Source organism: Caulobacter sp. (genome assembly GCF_017744445.1).
Lineage (GTDB): Bacteria > Pseudomonadota > Alphaproteobacteria > Caulobacterales > Caulobacteraceae > Caulobacter.
Genome location: NZ_JAGIBH010000017.1, coordinates 21,195 through 35,446 on the forward strand (window position 1 = coordinate 21,195; position 14,252 = coordinate 35,446).

Annotated in this window: 12 protein-coding genes; 8 read left to right on the forward strand and 4 right to left on the reverse strand. The window is 66.0% G+C overall.

Features of this window, described 5'->3' with window-relative positions:
• Positions 1 to 216 precede the first annotated feature (216 nt).
• The 3 genes from J7528_RS20795 to J7528_RS20805 all read left to right on the forward strand — a co-directional run bounded on the left by J7528_RS20795 (position 217) and on the right by J7528_RS20805 (position 4,480).
• On the forward strand, positions 217 to 555 hold the full coding sequence (locus J7528_RS20795) for a P-II family nitrogen regulator (protein ID WP_010919834.1): 339 nt from the start codon (positions 217 to 219) through the stop codon (positions 553 to 555).
• 44 nt (positions 556 to 599) lie between these two features.
• Positions 600 to 2,009: a type I glutamate--ammonia ligase gene (gene glnA, locus J7528_RS20800; protein WP_291878434.1), complete on the forward strand. Its 1,410-nt coding sequence runs from the start codon at positions 600 to 602 to the stop codon at positions 2,007 to 2,009.
• Positions 2,010 to 2,302: 293 nt separating this feature from the next.
• A complete protein-coding gene (locus J7528_RS20805) occupies positions 2,303 to 4,480 on the forward strand; it encodes a TonB-dependent receptor (protein ID WP_291878437.1) in 2,178 nt (725 codons plus the stop codon).
• 77 nt (positions 4,481 to 4,557) lie between these two features.
• Here the strand turns inward: J7528_RS20805 and J7528_RS20810 are convergent, their stop codons facing one another.
• From J7528_RS20810 to J7528_RS20820, 3 genes are all read right to left on the reverse strand, one after another.
• Complete coding sequence (locus J7528_RS20810; protein WP_291878438.1) at positions 4,558 to 4,929, reverse strand: putative quinol monooxygenase; 372 nt, start codon at positions 4,927 to 4,929, stop codon at positions 4,558 to 4,560.
• Complete coding sequence (locus tag J7528_RS20815) at positions 4,926 to 5,807, reverse strand: LysR family transcriptional regulator (RefSeq protein ID WP_291878441.1); 882 nt, start codon at positions 5,805 to 5,807, stop codon at positions 4,926 to 4,928. Before J7528_RS20815 ends, J7528_RS20810 begins: the two co-directional genes overlap by 4 nt.
• A gap of 260 nt (positions 5,808 to 6,067) precedes the next feature.
• Positions 6,068 to 6,415: a Kazal-type serine protease inhibitor family protein gene (locus tag J7528_RS20820; protein ID WP_291878444.1), complete on the reverse strand. Its 348-nt coding sequence runs from the start codon at positions 6,413 to 6,415 to the stop codon at positions 6,068 to 6,070.
• A 140-nt stretch (positions 6,416 to 6,555) separates the two neighbouring features.
• On the opposite strand from J7528_RS20820, the gene J7528_RS20825 reads away from it, so the two are divergent.
• From J7528_RS20825 to parE, 3 genes are all read left to right on the forward strand, one after another.
• Positions 6,556 to 8,019: an amidohydrolase gene (locus tag J7528_RS20825; RefSeq protein ID WP_291878446.1), complete on the forward strand. Its 1,464-nt coding sequence runs from the start codon at positions 6,556 to 6,558 to the stop codon at positions 8,017 to 8,019.
• Entirely contained in the window at positions 8,019 to 9,371 is a 1,353-nt protein-coding gene (locus J7528_RS20830; protein WP_291878449.1) for an amidohydrolase family protein, read from the forward strand. Before J7528_RS20825 ends, J7528_RS20830 begins: the two co-directional genes overlap by 1 nt.
• A 105-nt stretch (positions 9,372 to 9,476) precedes the next feature.
• Complete coding sequence (gene parE, locus J7528_RS20835) at positions 9,477 to 11,585, forward strand: DNA topoisomerase IV subunit B (RefSeq protein ID WP_291878452.1); 2,109 nt, start codon at positions 9,477 to 9,479, stop codon at positions 11,583 to 11,585.
• 708 nt (positions 11,586 to 12,293) lie between these two features.
• Here the strand turns inward: parE and J7528_RS20840 are convergent.
• Positions 12,294 to 13,052 carry an EcsC family protein gene (locus J7528_RS20840; protein ID WP_291878454.1) on the reverse strand — a complete coding sequence of 253 codons (759 nt, stop codon included), beginning with the start codon at positions 13,050 to 13,052 and terminating at the stop codon, positions 12,294 to 12,296.
• Positions 13,053 to 13,371: 319 nt separating this feature from the next.
• On the opposite strand from J7528_RS20840, the gene J7528_RS25610 reads away from it, so the two are divergent.
• Both J7528_RS25610 and J7528_RS20845 read left to right on the forward strand, forming a co-directional pair.
• Complete coding sequence (locus J7528_RS25610) at positions 13,372 to 13,641, forward strand: PadR family transcriptional regulator (protein ID WP_363270321.1); 270 nt, start codon at positions 13,372 to 13,374, stop codon at positions 13,639 to 13,641.
• Entirely contained in the window at positions 13,632 to 14,198 is a 567-nt protein-coding gene (locus tag J7528_RS20845) for a hypothetical protein (protein ID WP_291878456.1), read from the forward strand. The genes J7528_RS25610 and J7528_RS20845 overlap by 10 nt, the downstream gene beginning before the upstream one ends.
• The last annotated feature ends 54 nt before the right edge of the window (positions 14,199 to 14,252 follow it).

Genomic DNA, 14,252 nt, shown 5'->3' on the forward strand with positions numbered 1-14,252 from the left:
GATCGTATGTGTCAAACGGCGCATCGCAAGCCCATTTGGCCGCGAATTCGAAAATGCGCATTTCGGCGGCGCCAGGCGCCCAAAAATGCGTCACATGCCTATGAGACAACCGAACGGTCATAAATGTCGGCGGCGCTCGCTTGCGACGCTTCGGTCGGCGTGATGGTTGCGCGCTCAGTGAAGGCGGCCAGCCGCCGACGGGACCGAGTGGAACCGATGAAGAAGATCGAAGCCGTCATCAAGCCGTTCAAGCTGGATGAGGTGAAGGAGGCCCTGCAGGACATGGGCGTCCAGGGCATGACCGTGCTCGAAGCCAAGGGCTATGGCCGTCAGAAGGGCCACACTGAACTCTATCGCGGCGCCGAGTACGTCGTGGACTTCCTCCCCAAGATCAAGGTGGAGGTTGTTGTCGAGGACAGCCAGCTGGAACCCGCGCTGGAAGCCATCACCCGCGCCGCCCGCACGGGCCGCATCGGCGACGGCAAGATTTTCGTCTCGGAGATCGCGGAGGTCATCCGCATCCGAACCGGAGAAAACGGCCCGGCCGCCGTTTAGGCCGGTTCGTCAAACACTTAGAGACTCTACAAAGGGGATACGGAATGAGCACCGCCAAGGATATCCTGAACCTGATCAAGGAAAAGGACGTCAAGTACGTCGACGTCCGCTTCACCGACGTGCGCGGCAAGCTGCAGCACGTGACGTTCGACATCGACCTGGTCGACGATGACTTCCTGAACGACGGCACAATGTTCGACGGCTCGTCGATCGCCGGCTGGAAGGCCATCAACGAGTCGGACATGAAGCTGCGTCCCGACCTGTCGAGCGCCATCATCGACCCGTTCTACCAGCAGACCACGCTGGCCCTGTTCTGCGACGTCGTGAACCCCGACGACGGCACCCCCTACAACCGCGACCCGCGCTCGATCGCCAAGGCCGCGCTGAACTATGTCAAGTCGGCGGGCGTGGGCGACACCGTCTACTTCGGCCCGGAAGCCGAGTTCTTCATCTTCGACGACGTGCGCTGGTCGACCTCGCCGAACAACACCGGCTACTCGTATGACTCGAGCGAACTGCCGGTGAACTCGGCCAAGGAATATCCGGAAGGCAACATGGGCCATCGCCCGGGCCCGAAGGGCGGCTACTTCCCGGTGAACCCGGTCGACAGCTGCCAGGACCTGCGCGGCGAAATGCTGGCCGTCATGGGCGAGCTGGGCATGAAGCCGGAAAAGCACCACCACGAGGTGGCCCCGGCCCAGCACGAACTCGGCCTGAAGTTCGACACCATGGTCGTCATGGCCGACCGGATGCAGCTGTACAAGTACGTCATCCACAACGTCGCCGCCGCCTACGGCAAGACGGCCACCTTCATGGCCAAGCCGATGTTCGCCGACAACGGCTCGGGCATGCACGTGCACCAGTCGATCTGGCAGGACGGCAAGCCGCTGTTCGCTGGTGACAAGTACGCCGGCCTGTCGCAGGACTGCCTGTACTACATCGGTGGCATCATCAAGCACGCCAAGGCCATCAACGCGTTCTCGAACTCGACGACGAACTCGTACAAGCGCCTGGTGCCCGGCTACGAAGCCCCGGTGAAGCTGGCCTACAGCTCGCGCAACCGCTCGGCCTCGATCCGCATCCCGCACGTCGACTCGCCGAAGGCCAAGCGCATCGAAGCCCGCTTCCCGGACCCGATGGGCAACCCGTACCTCACGTTCGTTGCTCTGCTGATGGCCGGCCTGGACGGCATCATCAACAAGATCGACCCGGGCGCGGCCGCCGACAAGAACCTGTACGACCTGCCGCCCCGCGAGCAGAAGAAGATCCCGGAAGTCTGCGGCTCGCTGCGCGAAGCCCTGGAAAGCCTGGACAAGGACCGCGCCTTCCTGAAGGCCGGCGGCGTCATGGATGACGACTTCATCGACAGCTACATCGAGCTGAAGATGGAAGAAGTGATGCGTCTGCAACTACACCCGCACCCGGTCGAATTCGACATGTACTACAAGTGCTAATCGCGTAAGCGCTTAGACAGACGCGGGGCCGGAGAGCGATCTCCGGCCCTTTTTCGTTGCGCCGCAAGGTGAGCGACGCGCCATAAGTAGAATAGATTATTACTTACTAGGCAGCGCCTGAACAAAAATGTCGCAAGTTCGCAACAGAACCGACGTAATCGGCCAAACTGAGCCGTTTTCGCGCGTTCTGAGATATCCCAACAGCCTCCGATGAGCCTATCGCAGCGCAATAGAAGCGCCGCTAACGCCCCGGTCAGAGTCGGCGGACGGCGTGCTCATCACAGGATGTCTCCATGCACCCCACCCGCTCCTTCCGCCGCGCCCTCGTGGTGTCCTGCGGCCTGACCGCTCTCGTGGCCTCTCTGGCCGCCGCTCCGGCCGCTTTCGCCCAAGACACCAAGGTCGGCGAAATCATCATCACCGCCCAGAAGCGCAGCGAAAACCTGCAGGACGTGCCGGTTTCGGTCGCCGCCATCGGCGGTGAGCGCCTGCAGTCGGCCTTCGCCGCCGGCGACGACATCCTGACCCTGTCGGGCAAGGCCCCGGGCCTGTACGCCGAGTCCTCGAACGGCCGCGTCGCCCCGCGCTTCTACATCCGCGGCCTGGGCAACGCCGACTTCGATCTGGCTGCCTCGCAGCCGGTGTCGATCATCCAGGACGACGTCGTCCTCGAGAACGTCGTGTTGAAGAGCTCGCCGCTCTACGACCTGGACCACGTCGAAGTCCTGCGCGGCCCGCAAGGCACGCTGTTTGGCCGCAACACCACGGCCGGCATCGTCAAGTTCGACACCATCAAGCCGTCGGACGAGACCAAGGGTCGCGCCACCGCCTCGTACGGCAGCTACAACACCTTCACCTTCGATGGCGGCCTGGGCTGGGCCGTGGTCCCGGGCAAGGTCGCGGCCCGCGCCTCGGTGCTGTTCCAGCGCCGCGACGACTGGATCGACAACACCTTCACCAAGAAGCCGAACACCCTGGGCGGCTTCAACGAGAAGGCGGCGCGCCTGCAGCTGCTGTTCACGCCGACCGACAAGCTGTCGGCCCTGTTCAACGTCCACATGCGCGACCTGGACGGCACCGCCGCCGTGTTCCGCGCCAACGTGCTGACCAAGGGCTCGAACAAGCTCAACGCCAACTACGACCGCGACGAAGTCGCCTACAACAACCCCGCCAATAACCCGCAGAAGTACAAGGGCGCCGGCGCTTCGGCCAAGATCGAGTACGACTTCGACGGCGCCAAGCTGACCTCGATCACCGCCTATGAGAACACCCACGGCTACAGCCTGGGCGACATCGACGGCGGCAATCCGGGCGGCCCGGGCTTCATTCCGTTCCAGTCGGACACCCAGGACGGCATCAAGAACCTGTTCCAGTGGACCCAGGAAGTCCGCCTGGCCAGCGACACCGACGGCCCGCTGAGCTGGCAGGTCGGCGGCTTCTACTTCGACACCAAGTACGACATCCAGACCAACCCCTTCTTCATGCCGGCCACCACGCTGCGCCAGAAGAACAAGGCCTGGGCCGCGTTCGGTCAGGCCTCGTACAAGGTCAACGAGCAGCTGACCCTGACGGGCGGCCTGCGCTACACCGACGACGACAAGGACATGAACGTCGTCTCGGGCCCGAACCCGGCGCCGTCGGTCGCCGTGTCGGACTCGAAGGTGACCTGGGACCTGTCGGCCTTCTACAAGATCGACGAGGACGTCAGCGTCTACGCCAAGGTCGCCTCGGGCTTCCGCGGTCCGTCGATCCAGGGTCGTGACATCGCCTTCGGCTCGCCGGCCTCGGCCGCCAAATCGGAAACGATCATGTCCTACGAGCTGGGCCTGAAGAGCGAGCTGTTCGACCGTCGCGTCCGCCTGAACGGCGCGGTGTTCACCTACAGCATCGACGATCCGCAGTTCAGCGCCGTCGGCGGCGGCAGCAACTCCAACCGCCTGATCAACGCCAAGAAGGGCGACGCCTACGGCTTCGAACTGGACAGCGAGTTCGTGATCACCCCGAACTTCGTCGTCACGGCCGGCTACAGCTACGCCCACACCAAGATCAAGGACAGCACGCTGGCCGTCGCGCCCTGCGCTGCCTGCACCGTCACCGACAAGCTGACGGCCGCCGGCCTGGCCCTGGTGGACGGCAACCCGTTCCCGAACGCTCCGAAGTACACCTTCGACTTCACGGCCCGCTACTCGGTGCCGGTGGCCACGGGCGAGCTGTTCGCCTTCACCGACTGGAAGCGCCAGGGCTACACGAACCTGTTCCTGTACCAGTCGAAGGAGTTCTACACGAAGGGCGACTTCGAAGGCGGCCTGAAGCTGGGCTATGCCAACAAGGAAGGCGGCTGGGAAGTGGCGGGCTTCGCGCGCAACATCACCAACGAGAGCAATATCAAGGGCGCGATCGACTTCAACAACCTGACCGCGTTCGTCAACGAACCCCGCGTGATCGGCGTCTCGATCGACGCACGCTTCTAAGACCTTCGGGTTCTGAAACTGGAAAGGCCGCGGAGCGATCCGCGGCCTTTTCTTTTGCGCCTAGAGCTTCACCGGCCCTAGAGTTTCACTGGAATGGTCTCGAAGTGCTGCGGGAAGCCGGCGATAATCGGCCGGGCCTTGGCGATGGCGGCCTGCACGGCCGGCAGCTTCAGCGACGCGCCGTGGGCGTCCTTGTCGGTCCAGACCTCGGTGATCCAGATCGCGTCGGCGTTGGTCGGGTCCTTGGCGATCACGTAGCTGAGGCAGCCGGGCATGTCCCCGACGCTCTCGCCCAGGATGGCCAGCAGGTCGTCACGCTTGCCAGGCGCAGCCAGCATCTGGCCGATCAATCCGTACATGGGCGTCTTCTCCTGGGCCTTCGTGGTGGTCGATAGCGCGGCGACGGCGAGGCCGCCCGCCAGCACGTCGCGTCGGATGATCTGGGTCATGGGCCGTCTCCTACCGCCAGGGCGGACCGGATCGTGGCAGCATCCGCCGAAGCCAGGGCCGCGCCCAGACCCAGAAGATGCAGGGTGTTGACGCAGATGGGCAAGCCGGCCGGTCGCACGACCCGCACGCGCTGCCGCCAGGCCGGAGCCTCGACCAGGTCCAGCGGCGCGATGATCGTCCCGCGTCCAGCGGCGCAGCTCTCCATCGCCTCCTCGATCTCGCCGGTGTGGTCCAGGCGGCGCAAGGCATCGGGCTGGTGGCCGAACACCGTCTCGAACCAGTGACCGAAGACGAACTCGTACTCGTCATAGGTGGCGAAGGTCGTGGTCGCCATGGCCTCCAGATTCGCCGGGGCGTTCGCATCGCGGGCCACGGCCAGGACGATCTCCTCCTGCGCCAGTGGCTTGGACTGCACCGGCGCGGCGGTCACCGGGCGATAGGTGACGGCCAGGTCGGCCGCGCCGCTGGACACCGCCGCCAGCACCGTCTCATGCGCGCCGAAGGTCAGTTCCAGCGGGCGATCGGCCGGCAGGCTGGCCATCAGGCGCGGAGCCAGGCGATAGCGGCCGAACGCCGAGACCGTGGCGATCCGCAGCGGCTTGAGCGCCGGATCCTCCTGGGCCAGCCGCATGCGCGTGCGCTCGACCTCGTCCAGAGCCCGGCCGACGCTCTCGAACAACGCCTGCCCCGCCGCCGTCAGCCGCAGCGCCCTGCCCGCCCGCTCGAAAAGCGGCCGGCCGATCTCGGCCTCGAAACGCTTGAGGTCGTGGTGGATGGCTGGCGGCGACTTGCCCAGGCGCGGGCTGGCCGCGGCGATGCCGCCCGCCGCTGCCACCGCGTGGAACACCGCCGCCCGGCGCAGGTCCGCGTGCCGCATGATTTCAGGGTCCGAAAGAATGGCGCTCTTTGTTCGAAATATCGCCGACTAGCGTTCGCCGCCAGGTCTGACCCATGACCCCTTTGCTCCTGATCGCCCAAGCCGCCTTTCTGTTCGCCTACGACGTCGATCGCGGGAAGGAGGACGCCTTACCTGGGCCGACCTGGCCGGCCGCTCCAACCCGCTGGGCAAGGCCGCCGCGCTGGCTGAAGCCGTCGAAGTCGAGAGCTGGTCCTATCGGCCCGAGCTCAGCCGCATCCCTAGGCCTTGCACTCGCCTTCGGACGCGACGCTGACGCCGGCCACGGCGGCCTGACAGGCATTGCCGTAGGTCTTGCCGTCGCAGCCGCAGACCGGCTTGTAGATCATCGGGCAGACCTGCGGCTTCTTGCGGCACGTCCCCGCCGCATCGGCGATGGTCTTGCAGGCATTGACCTCCATCTGGCAGGTCAGGCCCGCCTGGCACTGGAAGCCGGCGAAGCCGCCGCACATGCCGCCCTCGGCGACCGGCGTACGCGGCGACTGCGCCGGCGGCGTGCCGCCGCCCGAGGCCGGCGCGGTGCAGGCAGTCAGCACAATCATGGCGAGACAGGCGAGCAGACGGCGCATGGACGACCTCCGATAGGCGCGCCGCTTAAAGCGTGCCGCGCAACAAATTTGCCGTAAATGCGTCCGTCGGACGCTGTTCGACTTGATAGCGCGGTTCTTTTCGTCTGTCCTTCCCGCCTCTTCGAGAGTCGGGGTTTTTCATGATCAGATGGCGTAGCGTGGCGATGGCCACGAGCCTCTTGGCGCTTGGCCTCTCGGCCTGCGCGACGACCGGGACGACAGCGCCCGCCAAGCCCGCCGCCAAGGCGCCTGAAAAGGCCGAGGCCAAACCGCTGCCCAAGGGCCTGGACGGCCAGGCCTCGACGGGCTTCCCGTCGACCTACGCCCCGCTGCCCTCGCGCGCCACGGCCTTTGTCGGCGCGACGATCCTGACCGCGACCGGCCAGCAGATCGAGAACGGCGTCGTCTTCGTCTCGGGCGGCAAGATCTCGTCCGTCGGCGGTCCCGAGACCCCGATCCCGGCCGACATCGCCGTGGTCGACGCCAAGGGCAAGTGGATCACCCCCGGCATCATCGACGCCCACAGCCACCTGGGCGTCTATCCCTCGCCCGGCGTTCAGGCCCGCTCGGACGGCAACGAGGCTACCGATCCCAACACCGCCCAGGTCTGGGCCGAACACTCGGTCTGGCCGCAGGACCCCGGCTTCAACCGGGCCCGCGCCGGCGGGATCACCACGCTGCAGATCCTCCCTGGCTCGGCCAACCTGTTCGGCGGCCGCTCCGTGACGCTGAAGAACGTCCCGGCCCTGACCATGCAGGGCATGAAGTTCCCCGACGCACCGTACGGCCTGAAGATGGCCTGCGGCGAGAACCCCAAGCGCGTCTATGGCGGCAAGGGTCGTTCACCCTCGACCGCGATGGGCAACGTCTTCGGCTATCGCAAGGCCTGGATCGACGCCGCCGACTATGCCCGCAAGTGGGATGACTTCCGCGCCAAGCAGCAGAAGGGCGAGAAGGCCGACGCGCCCAAGCGCGATCTGCAGATGGAGACCCTGGCCGGCGTCCTGAAGGGCGAGATCCTGGTCCAGAACCATTGCTACCGCGCCGACGAGGAAGCGGTGATGATCGATATCGCCAAGGAGTTCGGCTACAAGATCACGATGTTCCACCACGCGGTGGAGAGCTACAAGATCGCCCCCCTCCTCGCGAAGGAAGGCATCTGCTCGGCGACCTGGGCGTCGTGGACCGGCTTCAAGATGGAAAGCCTGGACGGCATCGACGCCAACGCCGCCATCCTGTGGAAGAACGGCGCCTGCGTCGTCATCCACTCCGACGACCCGATCATGACCCAGCGGCTGAACCAGGAAGCCGCCATCGCCATGACCGCCGGCAACAAGCTGGGCTATGGCATCACCCGCGCCGAGGCGATCAAGTGGATCACCGCCAACCCGGCCAAGGCCATGGGCATCGGCGACAAGACCGGCTCGATCGAACCCGGCAAGGCCGCCGACCTGGTGGTCTGGAGCCGAGACCCGTTCAGCGTCTACGCCCAGGCCGAGAAGGTCTTCATCGACGGCGCGCTGATCTATGACCGTCAGGACAAGCGCTTCCAGCCCAAGTCCGATTTCGAGCTCGGCCAGCCCGGCCAGGGAGCGTTCAACTGATGATCCGGCCCCTCCTCCTCGCCAGCGCCGCCTGCGCCCTGGCCCTCCCCGCCGCGGCCGAGACGGTCGCCATCGTCAATGCCCGCATCGAGCCGGTCTCCAGCGCCGCGATCCCGAACGGGACCCTGCTCATCCGCGACGGCAAGATCGCCGCCGTCGGCGCCAGCGTCGCCGTCCCGGCCGGCGCCAAGGTGATCGACGCCAAAGGCGGGGTCGTCACCCCCGGCCTGGTCGCGCCGTCGTCGAACCTGGGCGCCTCCGAAGTCAGCGGCGTCCGCGAGACCCGCGACGACGGCACCGGCAGCCACCTCAGCGCCGCCTTCGACATCGCCTATGGCGTCAACCCGGTCTCGCCGATGATCGGCCTGGCCCGCGACGGCGGGATCACCAGCTCGGCCGTGGTGCCGGTGCTGTCCGGGACCGGCGGCGGCGCCCACGAGCATGCCGATGACGGCGTGGTCGAGGAGATGACCGCCGGGGCCAGCGGCGACGGCGATCCCCCGCTGTTCGGCGGCCAGGCGGCGTTCATCCGCCTCAAGGCCGGCGCTTCAGACATCGTCGAGGCCTCCAAGCTGGCCGTCACCGTCTCGCTGGGCGAGAGCGGCGCTCGGGCCGCCGGCGGCTCGCGCGGCGCGGACCTCGTCCTGATCCGCTCGGCCCTGGAGGACGCCCGCGCCTTCGCCAGCCGTCGCGCGGCCTTCGAGCAAGGCGCCACCCGCGACTTCGGCCTCTCGCGCCTGGATCTGCAAGCCTTGATCCCGGTCGTGCAGGGCAAGACCCCGCTGCTGATCCGCGTCTCCCGCGCCGCCGACATCCGCCAGGCCCTGAAGCTGGCGGCCGAGGAGAAGATCCGCATCGTCCTCGAAGGCGTCGAGGAAGGCTGGATGGTCGCCCCCGAGATCGCCAAGGCCGGCGTGCCAGTCATCGTCGATCCGCAGGCCGACCTGCCCGACAGCTTCGAGGCCCTGGGCTCGCGCCTGGACAACGCCGCCCGCCTGAACGCGGCGGGTGTCACGGTCGCCATCAACGGCGCTCGCGACTTCAACAACCTGCGCCAGGAGCGCCTGAACGCCGGCCTCGCGGTCGCCAACGGCCTGCCCTACGCGGCCGGCCTGGCCGCCGTGACCCTGACCCCGGCCAGGATCTGGGGCCAGGACGGCAAGATCGGTTCGCTGGACGTGGGCAAGGTCGCCGACGTCGTGGTCTGGAACGGCGACCCGCTGGAGACGACCAGCTGGCCGCTGAACGTCTTCGTCGGCGGCGTCGAGCAGCCACAGGACAGCCGCCAGACCCAGCTGCGGGATCGTTACGCGGCGACCGACCAGAGCGGTTACCCGCCGGCCTACCGCTAAGACCCGATCCGCCCCCGGCAAAGGCTGGGGGCGGATTTCTCTTTTCAGGGGAAGCGCGCGAGCCCATACGAGGCCCCCGCGTTCGAATCGCTTAAGACTCCCCCGATGTCCTCCGACAAGACCCCTTCCCTGTTTGGTGACGACGACGCCCTGGCGCCCGTCCCCGCCGCGCCGTTCCAGGCCAGCGTCGAGCCTCACGTCGAGGCCCCGCCGCGCCCGATCCCGCCGCCGCCGCCATCCAAGGCCGCCCCGCCCCCGCCGCCCTCGAAGACGAGCGCGCCCGGCGAGTATTCGGCCGCCGACATCGAGGTGCTGGAAGGCCTCGAGCCCGTCCGCAAGCGCCCCGGCATGTACATCGGCGGCACCGACGAGCGGGCCCTGCACCACCTGTTCGCCGAAGTGCTCGACAACTCGATGGACGAAGCCGTGGCCGGCTTCGCCAAGACCATCGAGGTCAAGCTCGACGCCGACGGCTTCCTGTCGGTCAAGGACGACGGCCGCGGCATGCCCGTGGACCCGCACCCGAAGTACCCCGGCAAGTCGGCGCTGGAGGTCATCATGACCGTCCTGCACGCCGGCGGTAAGTTCACGGGCAAGGCCTACGAGACCTCCGGCGGCCTGCACGGCGTCGGCGCCAGCGTCGTAAACGCCCTGTCCGAGCGCGTCGAGGTCACCGTCTGGCGCGACGGCTTCGAGCACCTGCAGGTCTTCTCGCGCGGCAAGCCGCTGGGCCCCATCGAGAAGGTCCAGCCGTCGAAGAAGAAGGGCACCATGGTGCGCTTCAAGCCCGACGACGAGATCTTCGGCGAAGGCACGAACTTCAAGCCCGCCCGCCTGTACCGGATGGCCCGCTCCAAGGCCTATCTGTTCCGCGGCGTGCAGATCAAATGGTCTTGCGATCCCTCCCGTATCCATGACCAGACCCCGCCCGAGGCCGTCTTCCACTTCCCCAACGGCCTGGCCGACTTCCTGGCCGAGCGGACCAAGGGCCTGACCACGATCACGCCCGAAAGCTTCTCGGGCCGCATCGAGCGCCAGGGCGAGGCCGGCGCCGTCGAGTGGGCCGTCAGCTGGACGCCCCAGGGCTTTGGCGAGCACGACGGCTTCATGCAGTCGTACTGCAACACCGTGCCCACCCCCGAAGGCGGCACCCATGAGAGCGGCTTCCGCGCCGCCCTGACCCGGGGCCTGAAGGCGTATGCCGACCTCAAGGGCGAGAAGCGCGGGACAATCATCACCGCCGACGACGTCGTCGCCCAGGCCGGTGCCCTGATCTCGGTGTTCATCAAGAACCCCGAGTTCCAGGGCCAGACCAAGGAAAAGCTGTCCACGACCGAGGCCCAGCGCTTCGTCGAGGCGGCGCTGCGCGACCCGTTCGACCTGTGGCTGACCTCCAGCCCGAAGAACGCCCAGGCGCTCTTGGAGTTCGTCATCGAGCGGGCCGAGGAGCGCCTCAAGCGCCGCAAGGACAAGGAAGTCACCCGCGCCAGCGCCACCCGGAAGCTCCGTCTCCCGGGCAAGCTGGCCGACTGCGCCGGCGGCGCGGTGGACGGCGCCGAACTCTTCATCGTCGAAGGCGACTCGGCCGGCGGCTCGGCCAAGCAGGCGCGGGACCGCAAGTACCAGGCCATCCTGCCCCTGCGCGGCAAGATCCTGAACGTGGCCTCGGCCAGCGGCGAGAAGTTCACCGCCAACAAGGAGCTGTCGGACCTGATGCTGGCCCTGGGGGCCCAGGGCGGAAACAAGTATCGCGAGGAAGACCTCCGTTACGACCGCATCATCATCATGACCGACGCCGACGTCGACGGCGCCCACATCGCCAGCCTGCTGATCACCTTCTTCTACCGCACCATGCCGGACGTGATCCGCCAGGGGCACCTCTATCTGGCCCTGCCGCCGCTCTACCGCATCGCCCACGGCGGCAAGAGCGAATACGCCCGCGACGACGCCCACAAGGACGAGCTGCTGGCCACGGTGTTCAAGGGCAAGAAGCCCGAGATCGGCCGCTTCAAGGGCCTGGGCGAGATGATGGCCTCCCAGCTGAAGGAGACCACCATGGACCCCAAGAAACGCACCCTGGCCCGCGTGACCCTGCCGCGCTCGGAAGAAGCGGTGGAAAGCCTGGTCGAGACGCTCATGGGGCGCAAGCCCGAGCTGCGGTTCCGGTTCATCCAGGAGAACGCCGAGTTCGCGGCGGCGGATCTGGATCTGTAGTTGTCGCCACTTGCCCCCTCCGCGCTTCGCGCTCCTCCCCCGGAGGGGGAAGAAGGTTCGCGGATCACCTTCCGCCCCCTCCGGGGGCGGACGACCTGCGTGAGCAGGTCAGGTGGGGGCAAGTGAAAGCGTCCTCGCGCCGAGTAGCTGCGAGTGGATGGAAAGGGACGCGGAGCGCCGGACAGCGTCCGGAGTGTTTGAATAGAATACCGTTTCGACGAAGCCCGACGCTCCGCGCGGTCGTTATCCGATGAGCCAGCGGCGCGCGGGGTATTAACCCGCTTCCGACAGTCGGCCCCCGACGGGCGGGCCGAGGCGACGAACCCCGGTCCCGGACTACGCGGGCGATTTCAGCCCACGCCTGCCGCTCTCATCGACCCGACATCCCCCGTCGTTTCTGTGTTCCAGGGCCGACCGCCGTAGGAGGGATGCAGTTGCGGGTCTCCCCGCGCCGACGAGCGCTACCCGCTCGACCACCCCTGACAGCCGTCACGATCGCCGGCCGGACGTCCCTTCCAAGCCGTCAGGTAGGAAGAGGATACGGCAGATTTTGAGGCCGGGGACGCACAGGCGTGAACGCTCGTCAGTCACCCTTCTCCCCTTGCGGGAGAAGGTGACCGCCAAAGGCGGTCGGATGAGGGGTCGCGCCAGCCTAACCCCTTGCGCCGCAACGCTAATCCGACAGGCCTATCAACCCCTCATCCGGCGCTACGCGCCACCTTCTCCCGCAAGGGGAGAAGGTAAAACACCCGTCCCCGTCGCTGCGTTCGCCCCCTGCTCGGCCCGCATCCGGTACGCCATCACCGCCGTATGCCCCAGCCGCTCCACCAGCCGCCAGTTGACGATGGCTCCCAGCGGCGCGCCGACCACAGGGATGAACTGGGCCAGTTTCGCCAGGTCGATGTGGTCGCGGTACTGCTGCTGGAAGGCCCGCCAGTCGAAGTCGTCCAGATGCTGGGGATGCGCCCGCGCCTCCCAGTCCTCCAGCGCCGCGAACACCCCGGCCCGGTGCTGGGCGTCCGAGAACGCCAGCTCGAAGACATGCAGGATGAACAATCGCTCGGGCAGCTCCGTCCCGTCATGGCCGAAGATCGCGGCGATCTCGAACAAGAGCTTGATCTTGAAGCTCATCAGCAGCGGGAAGTCGGCCGCCGCCAGCAGGAAACCCCCGGCCCCGGTGACCCCGCCCTCGGCCGCCGCCGCCTTCTTCCACCCGTCGATCGCCTTGGCCGCCCTGGCCCGCCGCTCGTCCAGGGTCAGCCCGATCAGCGGCGACCCGGTCGTGAAGTCCGACCCGACCAGCAAGGCCCGCGTCATCCCCTCGATGCCGGCGGTGATGGCGGCGTGGACCTTCTCCGGGATCAGCCTGTTGATCCGCTGCTGCGTGGCGCGGGCGATGCCATTCAGTGGGCCGGGCGGGCGGAGGAGGTCTTCGCGCCAGGTAAGGAGGTCGGGGGAGAGGGGCATGGCTCAGAAGTAACCCTTCTACCCTTGCGGGAGAAGGCGCACCTCGCCCGCCCGGCCCAAGCCGAGTCCAGCTAACTCGTCGAGCGCCAAAGACGTAACGGGCCGCTCGTGTCCTCGCTTTCGCGGAATGAACGGCAGTCTAGAGGTTCTAAGGGCATGGAACCGCTGGGATCACCCGCTCGCCCGGCTCCCCGCTGAGGGTCTCCTTCGGTTTCGCCGCTATCAAGGACGCCACGTGCAAAGTTTAGATTGACACTCTACATAGCCCCTATGTAGAGTGTCGAGCATGATACGAGAACCACAGCTTACCCCCACCACAATGCGGGTTTTGGAGGCGCTCCTCGAAGCCCCCAATTCCGCTGGCGCGGATATTGTAAAGTCGACAGGGCTTGCCACCGGTACGGTCTATCCGATCCTGCTTCGCCTTGAAGGCGCTCGGTGGTTAAGCAGCTGCTGGGAAGAAGGAGAGCCCTCAACTTTGGGGCGTCCGCGTAGACGGTTTTACTCCGTCACCGCAGAAGGGGCTCGAGCAGCACGCCAAGCCGCACTGAAGCTGCATGAAGTGGCAGGGAGGCTGGCATGGAGCTAAAAGCCATAATAATCGCAGTCTTCGTGACAGCTATTGGTGGTGTATTCCGCTCAGAAATTGAGGCATGGCTGCCCCATTTAGCCAACCGACTTACCCGTATTGCGCTTCGCCAATATTCCGCCCCCCTCCGCGATCGCCTTTCGGAAGAATGGGAAGCCCACCTTTCCTTTGTACCCGGACCACTGTCAAAAGTGTTTGTTGCTCTAGAGTTCTGCAGAGCCGCATGCATTATGAAGTTGGAAACCTATGCTTCGCGCTGGAGAGCAAAACTCGCTGTACAATTGTTCGTCACCATATTGAAAATATCGACCACTTTTGCGAATGGTTTCGCAAACTTGATGTCGCGCGCAAACAAGAGGAAAAACAAAAGAATAAATATAGTAGGATATACGTTTATTATAATTCCCTTTATATACACCGGATTAATATCGCATCTGATTGTGGAGCAGTGTGCAAAAATTAATTTCATACCAGGAGACAGGTGGGACGAAGAAGACAGAGAAATCCTTTTGTTTCTCAAGAAACTTCAAAAGCAAGGCCTAAAAGCTTTCAGATAACCCATCCACACCTCCCCTCGCCCTATCCCCACTATCCCCAGCCCCGCCACCTCG